The sequence below is a fragment of the Citreicella sp. C3M06 genome, assembly GCF_018860705.1.
Classification (GTDB): Bacteria; Pseudomonadota; Alphaproteobacteria; order Rhodobacterales; family Rhodobacteraceae; genus Salipiger.
The window spans coordinates 1-24,098 of record NZ_JAHKQA010000050.1; the positions used below are offsets into that span (position 1 = coordinate 1).

General features: G+C 64.4%; 15 protein-coding genes and 1 pseudogene. 13 read left to right on the forward strand and 3 right to left on the reverse strand.

The features are described 5' to 3' along the window. Positions 1-94: 94 nt before the first annotated feature. Together KO516_RS12300 and KO516_RS12305 are read left to right on the forward strand one after the other, a co-directional pair. Positions 95-366: pseudogene (locus KO516_RS12300) on the forward strand (transposase); the annotation flags it as partial. A gap of 201 nt (positions 367-567) precedes the next feature. After that, positions 568-1,095 (forward strand): DUF421 domain-containing protein, encoded by a 528-nt coding sequence (locus KO516_RS12305; RefSeq protein WP_216004092.1) that lies wholly within the window; start codon positions 568-570, stop codon positions 1,093-1,095. Between the two features lie 19 nt (positions 1,096-1,114). On the opposite strand, the gene KO516_RS12310 is transcribed toward KO516_RS12305, so the two are convergent. Together KO516_RS12310 and KO516_RS12315 are read right to left on the reverse strand one after the other, a co-directional pair. Further along, on the reverse strand, positions 1,115-2,797 hold the full coding sequence (locus KO516_RS12310) for an alpha-glucosidase (RefSeq protein ID WP_216004093.1): 1,683 nt from the start codon (positions 2,795-2,797) through the stop codon (positions 1,115-1,117). 35 nt (positions 2,798-2,832) lie between these two features. Continuing rightward, on the reverse strand, positions 2,833-4,521 hold the full coding sequence (locus tag KO516_RS12315; protein ID WP_216004094.1) for an alpha-amylase family glycosyl hydrolase: 1,689 nt from the start codon (positions 4,519-4,521) through the stop codon (positions 2,833-2,835). 401 nt (positions 4,522-4,922) lie between these two features. Here KO516_RS12315 and KO516_RS12320 point away from each other — a divergent pair, with 401 nt between their 5' ends. From KO516_RS12320 to KO516_RS12355, 8 genes are all read left to right on the forward strand, one after another. Then, on the forward strand, positions 4,923-5,237 hold the full coding sequence (locus tag KO516_RS12320) for a hypothetical protein (RefSeq protein ID WP_216004095.1): 315 nt from the start codon (positions 4,923-4,925) through the stop codon (positions 5,235-5,237). Positions 5,238-5,786: 549 nt separating this feature from the next. Continuing rightward, positions 5,787-6,839 carry an acyl-CoA dehydrogenase gene (locus KO516_RS12325; protein ID WP_371742079.1) on the forward strand — a complete coding sequence of 351 codons (1,053 nt, stop codon included), beginning with the start codon at positions 5,787-5,789 and terminating at the stop codon, positions 6,837-6,839. After that, positions 6,826-7,554: a PIG-L deacetylase family protein gene (locus KO516_RS12330; RefSeq protein ID WP_216004096.1), complete on the forward strand. Its 729-nt coding sequence runs from the start codon at positions 6,826-6,828 to the stop codon at positions 7,552-7,554. Before KO516_RS12325 ends, KO516_RS12330 begins: the two co-directional genes overlap by 14 nt. Next, complete coding sequence (locus KO516_RS12335) at positions 7,551-8,108, forward strand: trans-aconitate 2-methyltransferase (protein ID WP_216004097.1); 558 nt, start codon at positions 7,551-7,553, stop codon at positions 8,106-8,108. The genes KO516_RS12330 and KO516_RS12335 overlap by 4 nt, the downstream gene beginning before the upstream one ends. Then, complete coding sequence (locus KO516_RS12340) at positions 8,105-9,142, forward strand: glycosyltransferase family 2 protein (RefSeq protein WP_216004098.1); 1,038 nt, start codon at positions 8,105-8,107, stop codon at positions 9,140-9,142. The genes KO516_RS12335 and KO516_RS12340 overlap by 4 nt, the downstream gene beginning before the upstream one ends. A gap of 492 nt (positions 9,143-9,634) precedes the next feature. Then, a complete protein-coding gene (locus KO516_RS12345) occupies positions 9,635-11,740 on the forward strand; it encodes a catalase (protein ID WP_216004099.1) in 2,106 nt (701 codons plus the stop codon). A gap of 103 nt (positions 11,741-11,843) precedes the next feature. Next, positions 11,844-12,158 carry a hypothetical protein gene (locus tag KO516_RS12350; protein WP_216004100.1) on the forward strand — a complete coding sequence of 105 codons (315 nt, stop codon included), beginning with the start codon at positions 11,844-11,846 and terminating at the stop codon, positions 12,156-12,158. Positions 12,159-12,554: 396 nt separating this feature from the next. Next, entirely contained in the window at positions 12,555-13,070 is a 516-nt protein-coding gene (locus KO516_RS12355; protein WP_216004101.1) for a DUF421 domain-containing protein, read from the forward strand. Between the two features lie 183 nt (positions 13,071-13,253). On the opposite strand, the gene KO516_RS12360 is transcribed toward KO516_RS12355, so the two are convergent. Beyond that, positions 13,254-13,610, reverse strand: coding sequence for a transposase (locus KO516_RS12360; RefSeq protein WP_216004102.1), 357 nt, complete (start codon positions 13,608-13,610; stop codon positions 13,254-13,256). 335 nt (positions 13,611-13,945) lie between these two features. Here KO516_RS12360 and KO516_RS12365 point away from each other — a divergent pair, with 335 nt between their 5' ends. From KO516_RS12365 to KO516_RS12375, 3 genes are all read left to right on the forward strand, one after another. Continuing rightward, positions 13,946-21,502: a neuraminidase-like domain-containing protein gene (locus KO516_RS12365; RefSeq protein ID WP_216004103.1), complete on the forward strand. Its 7,557-nt coding sequence runs from the start codon at positions 13,946-13,948 to the stop codon at positions 21,500-21,502. A gap of 156 nt (positions 21,503-21,658) precedes the next feature. Next, complete coding sequence (locus tag KO516_RS12370; protein ID WP_216004104.1) at positions 21,659-22,153, forward strand: Hpt domain-containing protein; 495 nt, start codon at positions 21,659-21,661, stop codon at positions 22,151-22,153. Between the two features lie 6 nt (positions 22,154-22,159). Beyond that, positions 22,160-24,094: a cellulose biosynthesis cyclic di-GMP-binding regulatory protein BcsB gene (locus KO516_RS12375; protein ID WP_216004105.1), complete on the forward strand. Its 1,935-nt coding sequence runs from the start codon at positions 22,160-22,162 to the stop codon at positions 24,092-24,094. Positions 24,095-24,098 lie beyond the last annotated feature (4 nt).

The window sequence follows — 24,098 nt, forward strand, 5'->3', positions numbered from 1 at the left end:
TCATTGTCCGTCCCTTCGTTGGGTCGGACTCTAATTCCAAATGGAGGAAAAATCCCGTGGCAGGTCAGAAGCGAGCGATCTGTCAAAGCGCTAACCGGCCATAGCGCCGAGCTGGCGGCGGGTCTGGAACGAGCTCATTCCGTTCTTAGATTTTCCACCCGAGGTGCGCAGGCTGATTTACACGACCAATGCCATCGAAGCGCTGAACTCGGAAATAGCCGCGCGGTCCGAACCCGCGGCTATTTCCCCAGCGATGAGGCGGCGGCCAAGTTGATCTATCTGGCGCTGAACACTACCTCAGCGGAGTGGACGCGGTCAGTGTGTGAATGGCATGCGGTGAAAAGCCCGCTCGCGCCATCATGTTAGAGGAACGCTTCCCATTGGCGAAATAGAAGGCGCGAGGCCATCGCCATTCGGCGCAGCGGCGCCCGCGCACGCGTCGCAGTGGAGTTTATACCCACGAACGCATGCTGGAAGCTATAAATCGCTGCCCGCGCGGGGCTGTCGGCCATCCTGCCGCCCCTAGTCTTCCCGTTCCATGCCTTCCCCCGGCGGGCGGCGCGCAAGGTGCCGCTCTCGAACCCGAGCCGCACAGGAGCCACGTATGAACTGGTCTGCGATGTTATTTCGGGGGTCGAACGGCACCGTTCGCACCGCGATCACAGGCACGCCTTCCTCGTGGTGCCGCAGCGCGCTTCAGGTAACCGCACGCTGGCAAAGCTGGATGCGTCAGATCTAGTGGTAACGGTCGCCTTCGGGTTCACCCTTTCGTCAATGCTGGCAAGCGCAGATGTGGCGCTGGCCGAAGGCGCCGTGGCGCTGATACTGGTGATCGCGCTGCGATATGGGATGATGGAATTTTCGGCGCGGTCGCGCCGCTTTGCCCGGGCCGAGCGAAGCGAACCAAGTTTGCGGCTGCGCGATGGGGCGCAACTTCCCTACGCCATGCGCCGTGCCTCTGTCACGCGAGAGACGCTGGAGGTGGTGGTTCGCAGCGCAAGAAGCCGGCAGCAGGACGATATGTCGGTTGTGACCCTGAAATCGGATGGATCGTTTTCGGCTATAGGTGGCGAGGCGGCCCGGACCGGAACCTGATCCCTGCGCGGGCGCAGCGCTATAGCTTCCAGGCCAAGCTTTCATAGGGAACAAGCCGCAGAGAACGCGGAATTTCGCCGCGCGGTGTGTGCGACCAGACAAGACAGTCCGCCTGCCCTGCCAGTCCCTGCGGCAGCTCACGCTCACGGTCCTGCGCGGTGAAGTTGGCGATGACGAACAGTCGTTCGTCACCCAGCCGACGTTCGAAGGCGATGATGTCGGGATCATCCTGCATCAGCTGCACCGTGTGGCCAAAGGTCACCAGATCGCTTTCCTTGCGCAGTGCGATCAGCCGCCGGTAATGGGCGAAGACGCTTTCGCTATGCACCATGTCTTGTTCGACGTTCACCTCGCCGAAATTCGGGTTGGCCTGTATCCAGGGCGTGCCTGTGGTGAACCCGCCGTGGGGCGCCGCGTTCCACTGCATTGGCGTGCGGGAATGGTCTCGGCTGTTGCGGTTGGCCCCGGCAAGAAACGCCTCAGGGGAAACGCCCTGCGCGATCTGTTCTTCGAAATGGTTCAGCGTCTCAAGGTCGCGGTACTGGTCGATGCGTTCGAAACGCGCATTGGTCATGCCGATTTCCTCGCCCTGATAGACAAAGGGCGTGCCCTTGAGCAGGTGCAGCACCGTGGCCAGCGTCTTGGCGGCAGGGCGGCGGTGGGCACGGTCATCGGCATAGAACGACACCTGCCGCGGCAGGTCGTGGTTGGACAGGAACAGCGCGTGCCAGCCATCGTCGCGCGTCAGGTCCTGCCAAGAAAACAGCGCGCGCTTGAACGCTACGAGGTCAAACGGCTTGGGCGCGAACTTGCCCAGCTCGGGGTGCCAACCCTCGCGGATGTGAGAAAATTCGAACACCATGTCCAATTCATCCCGATCACGCCCGCAGTAGAGCAGGCCGGTTTCGATAGATACCGACCAGCTTTCGCCGATGGTCAGCACATCGCGCCCGGCCAGCACCTCGCGGTGCATTTCCTGCAAGAATGGGTGAAGGTCGGGGCCTTCCTCGTAGATGCGGGCATCGACATCCTTGCCGATCAGGCTGATCACATCCATCCGAAAGCCCGCGATACCCCGGTCGAGCCACCAGCGCATCATGTCGTAGATCTCGGCCCGCAGGGCGGGGTTCTGCCAGTTCAGATCGGGCTGAGCAGGGCTGAAGAAGTGGAAATAATACTGCCCGACCTCTTCGCAATAGGTCCACGCCGGGCCACCAAAGGCGGCGCGCGCATCGTCGGGCGGCCCGCCATCAGGGGCGGGATCGCGCCAGATGTAATAATCATGCTGGGCGCAGTCGCGCGATGCGCGCGCCGCCTGAAACCAGTGATGCAGCGATGACGAGTGGTTCACCACCAGATCCATCACGATGCCGATGCCGCGCTCGCGTGCTTCGGCAATCAGGTGGTCCATGTCATCCAGCGTGCCGAATTCCGGGGCAATATTGCGATAATCCGCGATGTCATAGCCGTTGTCGATCATCGGAGAGGCATAGACCGGCGACAACCAGATGAAGCCGATGCCAAGGTCGGACAGGTGCCCCAGCTTGGAGGTGATGCCGGGAATGTCTCCCATGCCGTCGCCGTTGCTGTCGGCAAAGCTGCGCGGATAGACTTGGTAGCCAGTGGCACGGTGCCACCAGCGTTCGGTACGTTCGGACGCCGCATTGGGGGCCGCGTGCGGAGGGGGGGCATGAGCGGTCATGTCTGCTCCTGTGTTTTTGGGGTTCATCAGGACGGTCAGCACAGCGCGATCACGGCCAGTGGGCCGAGTGTCAGGCTATCCTGATCAAGCGCTATTTCGCCGCGCGAGAACTGCGTTTGCAGGGACGATCTGGGCAGCGTCAGCTCAGTCGGCTTCAGGGCAAAGTTCACCGCGCAGATCAGGCTGTCTCCCGCCTTTTCTCGTTCAAAGGCGATGACCTTGCTGGGCACGTCTTCGAAGATGCGCTCGGACGCGGTTCTGAGCATGGGCATCGTGCGGCGCCAGCGCATCAGCTTGCGGGTGAATTGCAGTACAGAGTCGGGGTCCTGTTCCTGCACATCGATGGCGCTGTCGCGGTGGTCATGCGGCACCTTGAGCCAAGGTGTTTCAGAGTCAGAGAACCCGCAGTTGAGCGCTTCTCGGGTCCAGGGCAGAGGACAGCGCACACCGTCGCGGCCCTCGAAATCGGGCCAAAGCGCCTTGGCCCACGGGTCCTGCAGTTCCTCGAACGGGATGTGGGGCTGTTGCAGGCCTAACTCTTCCCCCTGAAATAGGATCGCGCCGCCCATCAGCGTGGTTTGTAGGAAAAGCAATAGCTTGGCGGCGTCTGGCGCGCGCCCGGCGGCACAGGCTTTAGGCATCAGATTGGACACCGAACGCGGGGAGTCGTGGTTGGTGAACACGTTCAGGCTGGACCCCGGCATCAAGTAGCGCGACCGCAGGTGCAGCATCGAGGTCCAGTCGCGCAGCGTGTCGGCGCGGTTGATGAGGTCGAAGTCATAGACCGCGTGCAGCCGGTCGTTGTCGACGGTGTATTTCGGCGCAAGGCGCGAGCTGTCCACATCGGCCAGCTCGCCGATCAGCACGCGCGGCGGGTCGTATTCATTGGCCACGCGGCGCAGCTGGTGCAGGATCGGGATCGCTTCGGGGACGTCACGGTCAAACAGGTGTATCTGCTGCTTGAACGGGTTGTTGGGGCCGCCCCCGACCGACGGGTTTTCCGTCGCGCGGGCGGGCGGGTTGGATCGCAGCTCACTGTCGTGGCTCAGGCATTGAATGGCATCAAGGCGGAACCCGTCCAGCCCCATGTCCAGCCAGAACCGCATGTTATCCAGCACCTCGGCCATCACCTGCTGGTTGCGCAGGTTCAGCGCAGGCTGGCTGGCCAGAAAGGGGCGATAGCAATACTGCGCCCGCTGCGGCACCCAGCGCCACGCCCGCCCGCCGAACGAGCTGATCCAGTTGTTGGGCGGCCCGCCGTCGGGCGCCGGGTCGGCCCAGACGTACCAGTGGGCCTTGTCATTGTCGCGCGAGGCGGCGCTTTCCTTGAACCACGGGTGTTCGTCGGACGTGTGCCCGGCGATGAAGTCGAACATGATCTTGAGATCAAGGTCATGCGCCGCGTCGATCAGTTCCTGCACATGTTCGACCTTGCCAAAGGGCGGATGGACACCGCGAAAGTCGCTGACATCATAACCATTGTCTTGTTGCGGCGAGGGGTAGAACGGCGTCAGCCACAGCCCATCGACCCCAAGATCGCGGATATACGGCAGCTTTTCGGTGATGCCGCGGATATCTCCGTAGCCATTTCCCGAACTGTCATTGAACGAATGGGTGTAGACTTCGTAGAACACCGCGCCGCGCCACCATTCAGGAGGCTCGGGCACAGTGCCCCGATGGGTGATGGCATAAACGAGTTCTGCGTCTCTTTCAGTGACGGACATGGGCAGCTTCCTGTCGTTGATTGTTTCGCTAGCGCGGTGGCGAAATTAACCTGCGGGTCCGGGCGTGCCTGCGTTGGCAGTTCCGCTGGGCCCCTTGCGAAGGGGGCGATTGCTGCATCGCTGTCGATTACAGATTTGACGATTGACGGCGAACCTGACTTGACCTGCCGGTGTGCGTTTGTTTGCCCACTGGCACGGCGGAAGTCGGCTAAGTCGTACGGCACGATGCCGCTATTGAGCCAAGTTGCTGCTAACGGGGTGAACAGTGGCCTTGAACAGACCCAGCCGGCAGTCGCAAAGCGGATCGGCATGCCTGTCGCAGGATTTGTTGAACAAGTGGTGACTCCTTTGGTTTGGACTGCTCGGCGGAGCACGCCCTAGACGTAGCGAGCGGGACGGCGTTGACCAACAAGCGCCTGTTGACGACAAACCCTTACTGGGCTCGGCTGGTTCCGAAACAGGCGGTCACCGCGCGGGGTGCCTTTAGCGCCCTGTCAGTCTGCGCCACCCGAGAAACAAGCGGCGCTGCGGCGCAGGATCCGATTCTGTCTGCTTCCGAGCGCGCGGATGCCGCGACGGACGGCGCTTTCCGTGCAGGTGCTCGCGTGCGAGACCGCTCGAAAGACGTCGCCGCCCAGCTTTCTGAAGCCACCGAGCGCATGAGCGCCCATTCACGCGAAGGCGATAGTACTGACGGCCTGCGGCCTGCCGCGTGATGACCGGGAAGACATCCTAGAACCGGCAGAGACTTCGTCGAGTTTTCCGACGCCGGCATTGTCCCACGCTGGCTCCGTATCAGAGCAGCACAGGACTGTGCGGCTGTCTGCATCGAACAGGCAAGTCATGTGGTTATGCAGCACACGACGACCCGGCAGGAATTGCGGCTCGACCTTCGCCATCGCAGCCGGCGGGCGGGCCGATGCCTACCTCCCGACGCCCCCACCGGTGCCGTCATCAGCGCGGCCATCCCCGACAATCGGTTTGAACTGCAGTGTTCCTCTTCGCACTCATCGGGAGGGTCTGAATGTGCGGTGTGCTGTCCACGCGGTTCAGTTTGAGGAAGAGTGCAGGAAGATGCCCCGCTTGAGCTCTTCATTTTCAAGCTGTGCGCGGGCCTGAATTCTGGATGGCGTCATTCCAGTTTCCCTTTGGCCAGCGGCGATGTCGCGCACCCTGCATCAGCGCTCCATTTCGCGTGGCGCAGGGAACGTTATAGCTCGCCCATAAGTTGACGCAGGACACTATCCGCAGTGAGGGGATCGTACGTGTTGACGTTCAAGAATATCGCTTCGCAGCCGGATCAGGCTGGCAGTGGCCGTGAAGGCAGACCCGGCGAAAGGCCCGAAGACAGGCTGACGGCAGCGTCGGTGCGACCGGCTGCCGCCGGCCTCGAAAACTGCGGCCCACATGAGCTGGCACGGCGACTGCGCGATGCCGCCGCGATTGATCTGTCGCTGGGCCGGCTGCTGGAAGGTCATGCAAATGCACTGCGCCTTGTCATGACCTATGGCGATGATGCAGACCGCGCCGCGCTGCGATCCGATCTGAAAGCGGGTCACATCTTTGGGGTATGGGGCGCTGATGCCACACCTCCGGTCAGTACCGATGGCGAGCGTCTGAGCGGGGCGAAACGCTTTGCGTCGGGGCTTGGCATCGTGGATCAGGCCATCGTTACGACCGGCAGCGGCGCTGAGCAGCAGCTTTACCTCGTGGATGCAACCGATCCCGAACGCCATGACCCTGGCTGTTGGGATATGAGCGGCATGCAGGCGTCGCGCTCGGGCCGGTTCGATTGCAGCGATCTTGCCGCACGTCCAATCGGCCCACCCGGATGCTACACCACCGAGCCGCACTTTGTCGGGGGCACCTGGCGGATCGCGGCGGTGGCGGTGGGCGGGATCACGGGCTTGCTGGATCGCGCCGCCGCGCAGCTGCGGGCGCGCAACCACCTGCAGGCCGATGCCCATCTGCTGCGGCTTTCCCCGATAGCTCTGCGAGTCACTGCCGCTTGGGCAGCGATCCGGCGGGCAGGACGCTATGCTCAGGGGGCATCGGGCGCCGCCGCCCCCGAAAAAGCCGCCGTACTGTCAGTATCGACGCGGCTGCTGACCGAGGAGCTGGGGCAGGATTGCATCGCGGCGGTGGAACGATCGGTGGGCTTGTCGATGTTTGCCTCCGATGACGATATCGGGCACCACGCACGCGACCTAGCCTGCTACCTGCGGCAAGCGGCACGCGATGCGTTTTTGATGCAGGTGGGCCGGGCGATGCTGGGCCGCCCCGGCGGAATGGCGGAGTGGCTCGATGATTGCGACTGACACGCCCCCCCTCGCCCGCCCGGTCACCGCATCGTACCTGTGCGGGCCCTACCCCATCGTCGTCTTGGCGCCCCACCCGGATGATGAATCGCTTGGCTGCGGCGGCTTGCTGGCCAATGCATTTGCTGGCCACGGTGCGCATGTCGTGCTGATGACGAACGGCGCTGCGTCGCATCCCGGCTCGCGCGGCTGGCCCGCGCGGCAGCGGACAGACGTCCGGGCGCGGGAACTCGACGCTGCGATCCGCGAGCTGGGCGGAACTGCAGAGGATGTCACCCGCCTTGGTCTGCCTGACGCGGGCATGGCGGACCCGTCCGTCCCGGTGTTCTCCATCGCCCGCAGCATCGCCGCGCTTATGTCCCGGCTGGGCGCGCGCTGTCTGTTCGCCACAGCCCCCACGGACCCGCATTGCGACCACGAAGTAACCGCCGAGATTGCTCGCCTCGCGGCCCGGGTGACTGGCGCTCGGCTGATGTTCTACCCGGTCTGGTCGCGCTGGAAACAGCCTGATTTCCGCACAGAGCTGGCGGGCATGAGCGAATACCGGCTGGACACCTCTGCAGTGCGCGAACGCAAGGCCCGCGCCATCGCAGCGCACCAGAGCCAGCACGGTAAGATATTTACCGATGACGACCAAGGCTTCGTGCTCGACCCCGGCTTCGTGCGCCTGTTCGTCGAAACCGACGAGATCTTCTTCGAGGAACACGCCACATGAGCGCCGTGCATCTCGATCACCTCGAAACGCTTTATGCCAGCGGAGACGACCCCTGGGGCTTTCGGACGAGCGCCTACGAACAGGCCAAGTTCCGCGCCACGCGTGCCGCCCTTGGCCGGCCAGCCTATAGCTCCACGCTGGAATTGGGATGCGGCAACGGAGAGCTGGCGCGCCACATCGCGCCGATCTGCGGACAGTATACTGGCGTCGATGCGGTCGAGACGGCCCTGCAGGCGGCGCGACGCGCCGTCCCGGGCGGGCGCTTCGTGAAGCTGTTCCTGCCCGCGCCGTTGCCGGACGGGCCGCATGACCTGATCATCCTGTCCGAGATCCTCTATTTCCTGGATCCGGATGGCATCCGCGCGCTTGCCGCGCAGCTCGACAGGCGATGGCCCGGGGCGGAACTGCTCTGCGTCACATGGCTTGGGCACAGCGGCAACCCGCTGCAGGGGCGCGACGCGCTGGACCTGTTCCGCGCCGCAACCCCCCGCGGCTGGCACCGCGCAGGGGGCGGCGCCCGCTACCGCATCGACCGCGCCGAGGGCAGAGCATGACGCAGCACTCCCTGACGGCAGTCGACCCCGGTGCCTTCGCCGCATCCGGCACCGTGATCGTGATCCCTGCGCGCAATGAACAGGCCTATATCGCCGATTGCCTCGACAGCCTGTTCGCGCAAGCCACCCCGCGCCGCGCCGGTATCGTGATATGCGTCAACAACACCACGGATGACACCGCCGCCATCGCTCTGGATCGCGCCCGGTCCAGGCACTGGCCCCTGATCGTGATCCAAGCAGATCTCGCCAAGGGCAGTGTCGGACAGGCGCGGGGCCTTGGTCACAGTGTAGCGCTGCGTGCTGCGCCGCATGCGTCGGTCCTTCTGTCGACCGATGCCGATTGTCGGCCCGCCCCTCGATGGCAGGCCGAGATGGAAATGACCTTGCACCGCGCGCCCGCCGTTCTGGGGCGCATAGAGGTTGCCGCACAGGAGCTGGCCGGTTTTCCCGGGCAGTTCCTGCGCCGTCAGCATATCGAAAACGACTTTGCTGAACTCGCCATGGAGTTTGAACGCCTGATGGACCCCGCCGGCCCGGACGGGATCGGGCTGAACACCGCCGGCGGCGCCAACCTTGGCTTTCGCCGGGCCACCTATCTACATGTGGGGGGCTACCGCGCGATGCCCTCGGGCGAAGATCGCGACATCATCGCCCGTGTAAGGCAGGCGGGGCTACGCCCGATCCGGGCGGATCAGGCCGTCGTGGTGGCGTCGATGCGGCTGATCGGCCGCGCGCCGGGCGGTATGGCGGATCAGATCCTAGCGCGGTCGGGCTGCGGCGATTGCAGCGTCGATAGCGCCCTCGTCCCGTTCGAGGCGATGGTGGCGCAACACCTCGGCCGACAAACCCCATCCCTACCGATGACCCTGTCGCGCGCCATGCAGGATCTTCCGCTGTTGCGCGATTGCGTCGAAGGTCTGCGCGGGCTTTCCTGCATCCACAGCCGCCGCCGACACCTAGCGGCGCTGCTGCAGAACCCTCTAGAGATGGAAAACGGCTGCGGGACTGAAGATGCCGACGACAGTTGGAACTGAGAACACCGCCGCCGAATTTGTGAGGAACCTGATGGTTCTGGCGTAGGATGCCATGGCCGCCGATGAAACGCCCATCGAGCGGCTCGACGACGCCGGGGATCGCGCGCAGGGTGACGGAGTTTGCATGGTCACCGGCCCTTACAGCGATCATGTCACAGCCCCTCACCACCCGATCGCTGCCGACCGGGCGCAAAAGCGCCTGCGAGCCGCCAGACCGTCTAACGGATTGATGGGTTTCAGGCCATCGACCACGAATCTTGTGATGAGGTTCGCGGACGTCTCGACAAGCATGCGCAGCTACGCCCGCGCCAGAGCACGACGGCAAGACACGACCGGGCGCAGGTGTGGTGGCGTGAAATCGCGGGGCGGCGGGAACAAGATCCGTCGCGGATACGTTCCGTTCCAGAACCGCCCGGATACAACCCTTGCGACACTTAGCCCTTCCGGGCGCCTCATTTCCCGACGCTCCAACCGATCCGAAGGATAGCTCACATGACAGACCACAAGGCGCTTTACCCCACCACCGCGGACACCCAGCAAGGAACCGAGATCGCAGACCATCCGGTCGAGGTCGGACAGGGCGGGGAATGGCATCAACGAAACCCCGACGCACCGCGCATGACGACCGCGCAGGGCACCCCGGTATCGGACGATCAGAACACCCTGACGGGGGGCGAACGCGGCCCGTCGCTGCTTGAAGACTTTCATTTCCGCGAAAAGATCTTTCATTTCGACCACGAACGCATTCCCGAACGCGTTGTCCACGCCCGTGGCTACGGCGCGCACGGCTTTTTCGAATGCACCGATGCCATCCCCGAACTGACCTCGGCCAACCCGTTCCAGGAAGCGGGCAAGCGCACCCCCGCCTTCGTGCGGTTTTCCACCGTGGCGGGCAACAAGGGGTCTTTCGACCTTGCGCGGGACGTGCGCGGCTTTGCGGTCAAGATGTACACCGAAGACGGCAACTGGGACTTGGTCGGCAACAACATCCCGGTGTTCTTCATTCAGGATGCGATGAAGTTCCCCGATCTGATCCATTCGGTGAAGGAAGCCCCCGACCGCGCCTTCCCGCAGGCCCAATCGGCGCATGACAACTTCTGGGATTTCATCTCGCTCATGCCCGAATCCATGCACATGATGCAGTGGGTCATGTCCGACCGTGCCATCCCCCGGTCTTTCCGCTTCATGGAAGGGTTCGGCGTTCATACGTTCCGTTTCGTGAACGCCGAAGGCAAGAGCCATTACGTGAAATTCCACTGGAAGCCCAAGCTGGGCCTGCAATCGGTGGTCTGGGATGAGGCCGTCAAGATCAACGGTGCCGACCCTGATTTCCACCGTCGCGATCTGTGGGATGCGATTCAGAGCGGCGACTTCCCCGAATGGGAACTCGGTCTGCAGATCTTTGACGACGAATTCGCCGACAAGTTCGATTTCGACGTGCTGGATGCCACCAAGATCATCCCCGAAGAAGACCTGCCCATCCGCGTCGTCGGCCGCCTTGTGCTGGACCGTACCGTCGACAACTTCTTTGCCGAAACCGAACAGGTGGCGTTCTGCACGCAGAACATCATCCCCGGCATCGATTTCACCAATGACCCGCTGCTTCAGGGGCGCAACTTTTCCTACCTCGACACCCAGACCAAGCGTCTGGGCGGGCCGAACTTCACCCATATCCCGATCAACGCGCCGCGCTGCCCGTTCCACCATTTCCAGCAGGATGGGCATATGGCGATGCACAACCCCACCGGGCGTGCCAACTATGAACCCAACAGCTGGGCGCAGGGCGGCCCTCGTGCCGATCCCAAGGCCGGGTTCAAGAGTTACCCCGCCGAAACCTCCGGCCCCAAGCGGCGCCTGCGCCCCGAAAGCTTTGCGGACCACTACAGCCAAGCGCGTCAGTTCTACATCTCGCAGACGCCGGTGGAACAGGATCACATCGCCAACGGTTTCGCGTTCGAGCTGTCCAAATGCGTGGTGGCCGACATCCGCAACCGCATCCTGTCGCACCTGCAACTGGTCGACGAGGGGCTTGCCGCCAAGGTCGCCGATGCGCTTGGCCACGATCTGCCAGAGCCTGCCACTCCGGCGCTCGCTCCGGTCGATCTGAAAGTGTCGGACAAGTTGTCGATCCTCAAGAACGGGCCGGACAGCTTCAAGGGCCGCAAGATGGGCATTCTGGTCAGCGACGGCATGGACAAAGCGATCTTTGATGCGCTCGTCGATGCCGTGAAAGCCGAAGGCGGCATGGTCGAGATCGTGGCGCCCAAGGTCGGCGGTGTCACCGCATCCAACGGCGAGGTGGTCGAAGCGAACCAGAAGGTCGATGGCGGGCCCTCCGTGCTTTATGACGCGGTCGCGCTTGTGCTGAGCAAAGAAGGCGCGGAAAAGCTGGGCAAGATGCTGCCGGGCAAGGATTTCGTGACCAACGCCCACGGGCATTGCAAGTTTATCGCGATGACCGCCGACGCCGAGCCGCTGATGCAGGCCACTGGCCTCGCCGAGGCCGACGGCGGAATGATGACGCTGAACGCGCCCGGCGATGCGCCCGCCTTTGTGCAGGCCTGCCGTGCCCTGCGCTTCTGGGACCGTGCCGCGTGATCCAGATCCGTTAAGAACCGCCCGGCCCCGCGCACGCGCGGGGCCGGGCATATCGCGGCGTGCGTGATCTCTTCGACACGCTTTTTCTCTGAAAGGTTTCCTGATGATCGATCTTGCGTTTTCAACCGCGCAGCAATGGCAGCGTTGGGCATTTGGCGCGACGCAGATAATGCTGTCTTCCGCCACCGTCATACAGATCCGCATGATGCAGATGTCCCTCGGCACCATGCACCCCGAGGAAGCCACGCGCATGGTGTTCGAAAAGTGCTCCGCTCTGGCCAAGGCGACCGAGCTGACGAACCGTGCCCTTGCCGCCAACAAGGGCCCCGCTGCGGCAGCGCTAGCCGGGCTCGCGCCCTACAGTCAGGCAACTCGGGCCAACGCGCAGCGCCTGTCGCGCCGATCGCGCGCGAGATGATGCTGCGCCGCGATCAGATGACTTCATTACTGTGGTGCTGTAGCGGGCGCCCTCCGGTCCTTAGCGCCGCCCGCCGTAACGTTCAGACCTTGGTGAACGGCGCAGCCCCCCGACTAGAACCGCGTCTGCGAGGGGCTATTCTGGCTCACACATCGCCATAGGCGGTTGGCTGATCGTGCCGGTGTCCCTCGCCTACAGCCTGGGAAGACCAAGGCAATCCTATCGCCCAAATCGTCGGCGCAACCCACGTGCAGGTCGCGCGGCGATATCACCAAAGCGATCATCCTGATCCGCCTGTGCAACGACCCGAGGGCCGGTGTTTGGGCAGATTAGGTACCTCGGGCAGGGCGTCAGGTGCCGCCCCGAACTTGCACCCGAACCGCAAAGGAGACGCGCATGAACTGGTCTGAAATGTTCTTCCAAGGGTGGAACGACATCGTTCGCACGCTGATCGTAGGCGCGCTGGCCTATGCCTTCCTTGTGGTGTCGCTGCGCGTTTCGGGCAAGCGCACGCTCGCCAAGCTGAACGCGTTCGACCTTGTCGTGACGGTGGCTTTCGGCTCGATCCTCGCGACCATCCTACTGAGCGAGGACGTGGCGCTGGCCGAAGGCGCGACGGCGCTCGGGCTGCTGATCGCGCTGCAATACGGGGTGACAACCTTGTCGGTGCATTCGCGCAGTTTCGCCCGAGCGGTGCGGGCCGAACCGACATTGCTGCTGCGCGATGGCGCGCCGTTGCCGAACGCTATGCGCCGCGCCCGCGTGACCCATGAAGAGTTGCAAGCCGTGGTGCGCACCGAAGGCGGCCGGAACCTCGAGAATGTCTCAGCCGTAATTCTGGAGACGGACGGCTCGTTCTCGGTGATCGGCGCGGGATCGGCGGGCGTGCAGGTGGCATGCTCAGGAACCTGATCCCGGCGGAGGCGCGGCTCTGTCCGGTCCCCCCGGGCAGAGTCGCGCCCGCGGTGAGGATGGGCATGACGAAACGCCGTTCGTCGTTAACCTACGCGCAGAGTACTTCCCGCATCGCCGCAAGCTGCTGGCTTTGCTATGGCGCGCGCTCAGTCCGCCACAGAAGCGACGGGAGGCCGTGTATCAAAAGCCCTCAGCGTCGATCTCGGCGATCACCCGGTCCGGAGGGGCGGACATATTGTAGAACCGCTCCTTGCTCCACAGATGCACCATGTTCGCGTTCAGCCCGTGTCGCCGAGCGATGGCCGCGATTGATGGCGCTGCCAGCGCTTCGGCAACCACCTGACGCTTGAAAGCGAGCGTGTCGTTCCGCGACCCCTCCTTCCTGCCCATGTTTTGGCGTGTATCAGACTCCAGCGGGCACTGGATTGCCCCGGCTTTTGCCTCCATGTTGTTTGCGGTATCCAGAAGCACGTAGCCAAACAGGTCGGGGTCAAGGACACGGGATAAGCTGGGGGCGTCTGTGGTTTCGGTGTCCAACCTTGGCCGCGTTCGCTGAAAGGTGTCAACTGCGCGTCAGACAGCCTCTGCATGGGGAAAACCTGAACCGAAGCCCAAAAACTGACGCGGGCGCTATCCGGTATCAATGCGCACCAGATATCGCAGGATGCCGCAACATCGGCAGTTGACTCAGAGCATGATTTGATTGCTATCCTCTAGATTGACTAGACAGGCAATACAATCCCCATAGGGCGTATCCTGATCGCAGGCTTGTTCCGTTGCAGGCCCTGCCTTAGCACCCGCGATCCGACCGACGCTTTGGTTCAAACCATCCGCCCGACCGGGCCAGCGCGTTCCTGAGAGGTGATAGCCACATGCTCAGCCCGACCGATTTTTCACCCCATGCCGACCGGAAACGCCATCGCGCCCGCCGCGTCGCCGCAAAGGACGCGCTGAGGCGCCAGAGCTTCAGACACTCGCAGCGTCTGTCGTTTACCGCGATGGCGCGCGATCCGTTCTATCGGGGCATTGCCGCCGGGTGCTGCCCCGCCACGCTGGCCGCGAACATCAGAGATCTGGGTTTCAGCCTTGCAGCCGATGTGGCCGCGTGCGGAACTCCCGCCGCGCTTCGGGCGCGCCTTGCGGATCGGGCGCAACCCGATGAGGCCAACCTCAGCCGCCTTCTGACGCAAGCGCGGCGCGAGGCGCTTCGGGCATGGCGGCTGTCACGCCACGCGCTGGCGGTGAACGATCCGATGGGCCGCGCGCTGCGTCATATTCCCGCGCCCCTGTCGCAAGACAGCGCGTCGACACAATCGCTTCCAGCCTATGCCAGCCCCGCCAGTTTGCAATCGTCGCAATCCCCGGCGGCCTACCTGTGCCACTTGTACCGTATCGCGACGGGCGAGGACGCAGAGATTGGCATTCGCTGCCCCACGTCCAGCCCCTTTGCCATCGCCAAGCGACGACCGGACCTGCACGCGCTAGTGCTGAGCGAAGCCAACCTCAAGACAGAACTGCCGACGCTAGAGCTGGTGAACGAGGTGCTGGGGGCGGAACGCTCCGCGGCAAAGCTGGCGGCGGATCTTGCGGCCGGGTTTCACCCGCTGGCCCTGCCCTACGATCATGCCGCCACGAGGGCACGAACGGCGCTGGCGCAACTGGGGAATACCCGTTTCAACGACATCGCGGCCCGTATCACAAGCCTGCCGACCGATGGCAGCGCAGGGTATGGCTGGGCCAGAGACCGCCCCGGCCTTATGGGCGTGCCGGACGCGGTGATGCCGCTTCTGACCGGCGCGCAGGCGGACCCGGCAGAGCGTCCGGCCACGCTTCAGGGCCTTTACGGCTGCACCACCCGCGCCGCCGCGTCGGGTACCGATCAGCTGATGCAAAGTCTCGATCAGACGTTCGACGGGCTGACGCAACTTCTTGGGCTCTACAATGTCTCGCGCGAGGGTACGGGCAGCGCGGCGCAGCGCGATTTTGCCACCGCTTTCCTGAACAACGACGTCCCCTTCGCGATCACCTATGCCCAACTGCTCAAATCCGCCACCATGGCGGGCGAGCCCCTGCCCGCCCCTGTCCTGCGCAGCCTGAATATCCTCGCCCGGTTGCAGCGCGGCACAGGCCTTGCATATCACGACCTGAACACGATCCTTGCGCTGCCCGGAGCGGCGGCGGATGGCGCGGCCACGGGGGCGGATGATCCGGTTGCCCCGGCCCGTACCGTGACGGATGCTGGGGTGCGCCTGCTGGCCAGCTACCCGCTGTATCAAGAGGCTTTTGGCCTGTCTCCGGCTGGGTTTGCGGCGCTGTTCGGCGCGCCCTGCCCCTACTGGCGCGCCGATGTGATCCTGCCCGCGCAGGACGATGGCACCGCGCTGGAACAGACCGAACGCTCGTTCCTGCGCAGCCTGTTTCACGAGGATGCGCCAGCATTGCAGACACTGCTGGATGCGGGAACCACGCCTGTGCTTGATCCAGATCTTGCGCCGCTGATCGCGCGGGGTCTTGGGTTGACCGCGCTTGAACTGGACCGGCTGGTGGCGGTGCTGGACGCATCATTCGCGCTGTCGCAGGGGCTGGATGCCCGCGGGCTTGGCGGGCTTTACCGCCTGTCCACGCTGTGCCGGATGCTGGGATGGCCTGTGCTGTCGGGCCTTGCGGCGATTGATCGTCTGCCGGGGGGTCCTGCGGCGCTGTACCTGCGCAATGAGACCGCCGCGCAGACCCTTGCGCTGTGCGATGCGCTCGACTGGCTGCTCGCCCTGTCGCGCTGGATGACCGAGACCGGGCTGACGCCAGATGCGCTTTGCGCCCTGCTGGCGCCGGACGCGGCCCTCCTCGGCGATGCCCAGATCGCATGGCTGGGCGCATTGCAGGACGCCTTTGCGCCGATTGCCGCGAAGGCGGGCGTTTTCGCGGGGGCCGAGACATGGCAGGGGCCAGAGGGCGGCGAGACGACGATTGCCGCCGAAACCTGGCATGCCCACCTGAAAAGCACCGCCTCAGGCCCCATTCTGCGTAGCTCCGGCGTATTCTACGACGATGCGGACCGAGCGGGTATCGAGGCGGCCTGCAAGGATTGCCTTATCGCCGCCGGGCTGGATCCCGCCGCATCGGGCATCGCCGAGCCGCTGCGATTGCTGGTCGCGCGGCTGGATGCGCTGCGCAATGCGCAGGCCGAGCTGATCGCCGCGCAGGTCGTCTCGCTCGATCCGGGCCTGAGCGTGGTTGCAGCCGTGTCGCTGATCGGCTGGGCGCAGTCCCGCCCGCTCAGGCTGCTGCATGATCTGCTCGCCGGGCCGGACGATCCCGCTTGTCTCCACTGGATGTCCGAACTGACACGGCATATTTCCGCGGCATCGGCGCTATCGCTGGGCGAGGCCGATCTGTGGCTGGTGGCCGAACATCCCGACTGGCTTGTCGATGCACCGCAGTCGGATACGCTGGGGCTGGCGCAGCTGTACCATCTGCAACGCTTCGGCACGCTTCAGGTCGGGGTCGCCAGCGACGCTGCGTGGGTCGGCTATCTGGCGCAATCTCAGGACAGCCCGCCCGAGGCGCAGGCGCCGGGCGATCTGCCGGGAGACTGGGTCACTGGCTGCCGGCAGGTGATGGCGCTGATGCTGGGCTGTGCCACAGAAGACGCCGACGTCTATCTGGACGCGCTTCTCGGCCCGGGGCGCGTGGCGCAAAGCGTTGCCGAGATCGACGCGGTCGCGCGCCATGTCCGGCTGGCCGACGAGCTGGGACTGAGCGCGGCCGACCTGCTGGCATTGACGCGCGTCAGCGACCCCGGCCTTGAGACCCAGTCCAGCCCGCACAGGGGCGACGCATGGCAAGCGGCGGCCAGCGCGGCGCAGGCTAGCCTGTCGCGGCCCGGCGACGAGCAGAACCTGCAAGCGTTTCAAAACGCGCTGGCCGAGCGGCATCGCGATGCGCTGGTGGCCGATTTTATGCAGAACCGCATCGCCGCCGAGCCGCGGCTGAGCGCCCGCATCACCGATCACGAGGCGCTTTTCGGCTATCTGTTGCTGGACGTGAACGTCAGCAGCGCCGTGCCGACCAGCCGCATCATAGAGGCGACCGCCGCGCTTCAGCTGTATATCTCGCGCGCGCTCGAAGGGCTGGAACCCGACGTTTCGTTCATCGACCGCCGTGGCAACGACCGTCGCCCCGCGCTGGCCGCCCAGTGGGAGCTGGACCGCGATTACCGCATGTGGGAGGCGAACCAGAAGCTGCAGCTGTATCCGCAGAACTACCTTGAACCCGAATTACGGCAGATCACCTCGCCGGAGTTCGACACGCTGTTGCAGGCCGTCTCGGGCGGTGACATGGGCCCCGACACGGTCGAGGCGGCGGTCAACGCCTACATGAGCGCGCTGGCCGGGCTGTGCGACCTGAGCCTGTGCAGCTTTTTCGCCGACCGCCACAGCGACGGCGCTGCGGACGGGATCGAAAATACCACCTATCATGTGCTTGCCAAGGCCAAGTGGGAACCGGGGCGTTTCTTTTATCGCAAGCTGGACGCAGATTTCCGCACCATCGCCGCGATGGAAGACGGACTGGAAAACGGCGTGCCATGGCTCAAGGCGATGGATTGGACCTATTGGCAAGAGGTGACGCTGCCGCTGACCTTCGATCTGTTCTCGGAGGTCGCGGTCTGCGTGTTCCGCAACCGGTTCTATTTCTTCTGGATCGAGATCGAGGAGCGCCGCGAACAAAGCGGCGAGGCCCCCCGGTCGATCTGGCGTCTGCACCCTCGCTACATGCGCTGCGATCAGAACGCGCTGGTGGGGCCGATGCTCAAACCCGGGCTTTTCACCCACGGCGACCCGGGCAAAGGCGCTGCGGCAGTGTCGCTTGGGGATGCGTTCGAATGGACCGGCGCGCGCCCTGAGTTGAACGGCACCTACCACCCGACGCGCGCCCCGGACAACCTGTACACTTACGGCGTGCTCGATCCCCAGCCGAACGACAGCGCCCCCAGCGGCGAGACGCTGACCGTGAGTTTTGGCATCGACCTGCCCGAACAGACCGCCGAAGCCAGCCCCACGGATGCGGCCAACACCCGCCGCAGCACGTCGCTGCACATACGCTTGTCGCAGGAATGGTCCGACGCGATCCTTGACCTGAACCGGGCCATCGACACCGCCGCCGAAGACAGCGCGCCGGCGGGTTACGCGCCGGTTCATCCCCGGCTGGTGTCGGATTTCGCGGTCGTCGCCGACCAGTACAGCCAGACGATCGAACACGAGGTGCCGGACAAACTGGTCGCGCGCTATGAGTTTTCCCAGCCCTGCCCGATCAAGCTGCACAACGGCTTTGCGCCCGGGCGGATGCGCTCTGTCGCCACCTTTGTGCCCGCCCCGCGTGGCGCCTCCAGCGCGGGATCGGTCAAGGTTCAGTTCGAGATCGGGCAAGGGCTTTACACCCTCACGACGACGGACCCGGATCTGGATATCCTGCACCTGCTCGAAGAAACCAAAGCCACGCCGGGGTCTGTTGTCTGGACCACGGAATTCAGGAAACACGGGGAACGGGTCGGCGGCTCTGGCTCTGGCGCGACGGAATGGATGCCCGCGCGCTTCGTGCGATCCGATGTGCCGATCCCGGCCCCGGACAGGACCGGCCTGCGCACCGCCAGCTTTTCCCATCCGCTGAATGTGCAGGTTTCAACGGGTTTGTCGATGTTCTCGGGCTGGACCGTCGCCGAGGGCGAAACCGGAGAATACGAGATCGAGGCCGTCCTGCGGCGCTATCCCAGCCCGGTGACGCTGCTGGCCGGATCGCCCGGCGCGCGCGAGACCGTGGCCCCCGAAGAAGCGGAACTGCGCGCCGATCTTTCGGTGGGCACCTTCGTCCTGCGGCCCGCGAACGGGCTGGTCAACATCGGCTGGACCCAGACCGGGCAGCACGGCAGCCGCAATTTCATGCATCTTGTCGACCGCCCCGACCGTACCATCGGCGACACCTATGTGTTGGCGAATTCATCCACGGTGCTGGCAGATCTGGCGCGAACCATGCCCCGCCCGGGTGGCTGCGAAACTCTGTTCGAGCTGCGCAACCAAGGCGGAACCGAGGATTACGGCACCTTTTTCCACCAATACGGTGCCACGCTTGGCGCGATCTACGGCGACGACGCCGCGCTAAACCCGGCGCGCCTGCCGACCGAGGCATTCGACTTTGACAGCGCCTATGGGGCCTATGGCTGGGAGGTGTTCTATCACCTGCCTGCCGCCATTGCAGCGGGCTATACCAGCGGCGGGCAATACGATCTTGCGCTGGAATGGCTGCGCCGCATCTTCGATCCGCAGCTGGACCCCGCATGGCGGGTGCAGCCGCTGATTGACGCGCGCGATCCCGGCGGGCTGCACGCCTTTGATACCGGGGCGGTCACCATCGACCCCGACCGCATCGCGCAGGATTACCCGTTTTACTACCAGCAAGCCGCCATCCGTAGCACGCTGGAGGTTCTGATCGATGCCGGAGACGCCGAATACGAACAGGAAACCCGCGACAGCCTGCGCCGGGCCAAGGCGCGCTATGTCGCGGCACGGCAGTTGTTCGACGATACCCTGTCGGCCTCGCTGGAAAACGTGGTGAACACTCCGTGGACCGATCCGACCCTCGGCGCTGCGGCCACCACGGACCAGGACGTCTTTCTGCCGCCCTACAATGCCGAGTTGCGCGCGCTTTACGCCACCATTCAGGACCGGTTGCACAACCTGCGTCACTGGCTGACCCTTGCGGGTGAACCGCTTGACGTGCCGCTTCTGGCGAAACCCGTCGATCCGCGCCAGTTGCAGCGCGCCGCCAAGGCCAGCCTTGCGCTGCGCGGCGGATCGCCGGACGAAGACCCGGAACCCGCCCCTCCCCCTGTCGATTTCATCTATGTTCTCGACTCCGTGCGCAGCTGCCTTGGCAACCTCAAGCTGACCAGCTACCGGCTGCAGGATACCTGCGAAAAGGAAGCGGATGCCCAGATGCGGCAACTGCAAATGGACGCCAGTATCGCCAAGGCAGGGCGCGCGATAGATCTGCATGATTACGTCATCAACGCCGCCGAACGCGATGTGGCGATCAAGGGCGTTCAGGTCGCCGCCGCGACCACCGCGATGGCCGGTCTTGTGGCGCAGATGCTGCTTCGCACCTATGACGTCGTGTCCCGGACCGCCGAGGCCGGTTTTGCCCGGGTCGACGTGGCCCGAACGCATCTGGTGAATGTCGCCAGCAAGATTTCGGCGGCGCTGAAATCCAGCATCCCGGACACGTTCGGCCTGTCGACCGGCGGGCAGAATCTGGAACAGGCGGATGTGGTCGGCTGCATCCACCTGATCAGCTATTTTCTGTACAAGAAAGAGGCGCGGGACAAGACCGCCGCCCTGCGCGTCTCGAAGGGCGAGTTGCTTGAACTAAGCGCGAAATTCTCGACCCTTGGCTTTGCGCTCACCACCGCAAGCATGGACCTGAGCAAGGCCAAGGCGGTGCTGGACCATCAGCGCGCCGTTGGCGAAGAGCTGGACAAGCAGGAGCTGGCCGCGCAGGCGGTGCGGGACAAATGGGACGAGGTTTTTGGCGGCACGCGCGTTTACAGTCCCTTCCGGCAGGATCTGGAGCGCCTGTACCAACAGGAATGGGCGGTGGCGCAGGAACGCTGCCGGTTGCTGGTTCGGCTTTACGACGAAGAAACCGATCGCAGCGACGGGGCCAGCTTTCTCACCACCTCCAGCATCGGGGGCGAGCCTGAAAAGTTCAGCGCGCCGCACCGGCTGGCGCTGGATGTGGAACGGCTTGAAACCGCCTTTATCCAGGCCGCGCTGGACAAGGCCAGCGACACGAGCGAGTTCACCGTTGCCCTGTCCGAAATGCCGTCGCTCGGGCAGCAGACCGCGGCGCTGGACGAGCTTCTGGCGCAGGGCGAAACCTGTTTCCGCCTGACCGACGAGATGGTCGATGTGTTCTATCCCGGCCAGTACGACCGGCGCATTCAAAGCATCGCCGTGCGCTGGCCCAGCCTGTCGGATGCCGGGCTGCGCCCGCATGCGCGTCTGACACAGATTTCAAACACATGTTTCCTGTCGCCGAACCGCGCCGCCGCGGGCGAGGCGCGCATCCGGCGGGACCGATACCCGATGCAAAGCCTGTCGCTGGGGTCATGCGAGGTCGACTCCCGGTTGCTGCAATCGCCGCCGGGGGTGCTGGGCCGGTTCCAGAACACCGGGCTGGATTCGTGCTGGAAGCTGGTGATCCCGACGCTTCAGGCGCTCCACCGGGACCCGAAGGGTCACGGCGCGGGGGCAGGCATAGGTCGCGGCGCGGGTCGGGCGTGGCGCAGCGCGGCCGAGGCCCGCAGCAAAACCCTGCGGGACGCCCTGACAGAGATCGAATTCACGGTCCGCTTCAGCGGCCGCTGGGCACCATAGGCGGCCCCCGAATGCATCGCCTCGGCGTTCAGCCCACTGATACCAAATGCGAAACCATTGTTGACAAGATGTCACAACAGTCACCTCTCACAGACATCTTTCACCGTCTGTGCAAGACATGCTTACAATTTTTGACTAGTTTGAGGATGAATTGGGATGAAATCCGCGTCTTCGGGTTTTCCAGGGCGCAAAGTCTGCTATTACCTGCAAACTCCGGCTCTGGCTTTCCTGGGTACGAATGAACGCCCTATCTACTTTGCGTCTGGCAGGAGGACGTTTGCGATGCCCGAAGACAAGCCGCGTTTCGAAGACCGCGTAGCGGAGATCCGCATGCGATTTCTCGAGACCATTCCGGACCGGCTGAAGGAAATCCGGGAGGCCATTCAGACCCCGGAAAACTCGGACCCCGAAGAAACCCAGCTGCGCAAGGCGCACCGCATGTTGCATGACATGACCGGCAGCGCAGCGATGCTGGAACTCGACCACATCGAGGGCGCATTCCGCCGCGCGCTGCGCATTGCCGAAGTGGCCGATGCCAAGAACACGCCATTCAACAGCGAAGAGCTTGTCATCATCAATGATGCGCTTGCCGATATTCTGGACGTGCTAGGTCAAGAGAACGCCAGCGCCCAAAATCAGAACCAGGACTGAGATTTCATGACCCTTGCCAGACTCCTCATCGGCGTACTTGCCTTTGCGCCGGGCGTCGCCTCTGCCCAAAGCACAGACCAAGAGCAGCCCGCCGCCGTGGCCGATGCCACTGCCGGGTCGATCACCCGCACTACGACGCTTGCGGATCTTGGATTTGGCGACGGTCTGACGTTCCGGCAGCTGTCCGGGCAAAGCACCGTGTTCGTTCCCGTGCCGGACACCGCTCCGCTGCGCGGCGGGACGATCACGCTGGATCTGAAGCATGGCGCAACCGTGCCCGTGGACCGCTATCTGCAAATTTCGGTCGGCGCCCGGGTGGTGTCGACGCAATCCCTTGGGAACCGCGAAGAGACCCTGAGCATTCCGGTGCCCGTTGGCCCGTCGGACGTGGCGAACGGGTTTCTTGCGGTCAGCCTGTCGTATTCAGGGGCTTTTTCGGATCGGGTGTGCATCGACGAACGCGCCTCGGGTGATTTCCTGCAAATCTCGCCCGCGTCTTCGATCACACTTGAACTGGACGCGGACGGCATCAACTCTCCGGCGTTGTTCGCGGGCTTCCGTCCGGGAAATATGCGCATCGCGCTGCCGGATCAATCGTCGCTGGGCGGGCTGGCCGCTGCCACCCGCGCCGCTGCGCTGTTCGGCGGCGAGACCGGCAGCGTCCGGTTCGGCACGGACGCAGGCCCGAGCGGGCAGGACTGGACCGAAGGCGCCGTGCAACTGGACATCGCGACCTCGGGCGTGCAAAGCGAAATGCAGGTGCTGACCGACGCCCGCTTCCCCCACCTGACGGTGCGCGGCACCGATCCGCAGCTGGGCCTTTGGCAGCTTGCATCGAACTGGGCCGCGCTGGCCGGGGGCGACAGCGCCATCACCACGGCGGTGTCGCCGGACAACCCGACCAATGATGTTCTTGCGCTGTCGTCGCTGAACGCCGACCTGACGCCGCGTCTGGTGGTCTCCACTCAGGATGTGCTGATCCCGTTTGAATCCGCGGATCTGCCGGCGGGCAAGACCGTGGCAGCGGTCGATCTGATGATGGCGGCGGCGCTTGACGCCGAAGGGCACGGCGCGACCGCGTCGGTCTATCTGAACGAAACGCTGCTGGGAAACCGGCCGCTGCCCAACGGCACCCCCGAACGGCTGACCTTCAACGTGCCGCGCGGGCTGATCGGGCGCGACAACCTGCTGCGCGTGTCGATCCAGCGGCAGCCCTCGGGCGGGGAATGCCGGTTCAAGCCGCAGGGCTACCCGGCGCAGATCCTGCCCGGCAGCACGCTGCGTCTGGCCGATGCCGATGATGGCGACGACCACTTCTTCACCCTTCGTCAGGATTTCGGCGAGGGCGTGCAGCTGGTGCTGGACCCCGATCTTGACCTTGCAAGTGCACTGCCCTGGATTTCCGGCGTGGCCGGGACCATGATCCCCGACCGCGCGACGATCCTGCCCCGCGCCAGCGTGTCGGCGCTCGAGCCGGGGCTGCCCTTTTTCGTCATCTCTCAATCCAATCCCGGAGACGGCGATCCAGCGATCGATTTCGACAGCGGCCGGGTCGAGATCCGCAACCGCAGCGGCGAATTGATGTTTGCCGGAGACGAGCTTGACCGGATCGGCGTCGCCCAGATCGTCACGCGCGGCGATCAGACGGGGCTCTGGCTGCGGCCGGGCACTGGCCCCGCTCCGGAACCCACGGTGCAACAGCCGCTGGTGCTGAACCGCGGCGATCTGGCTTTGCTCGACCAGAAGGGCGTGATCGTCGCCACCGGCACCCGGGTGAACCCGGTGCTGGATGTCGCCTATCCCGACCGCACCAGCCTTGCGCAGATCCTTGCCAAGTACCGGCCGTGGATCGTTGGTGGCGCATGGCTTTTGCTGACGCTGCTCGTGCTGATCGTCTTCCAGCGCATCTATCGGAACCGGCGCAACGGCTCGGCGGGCTGATCCT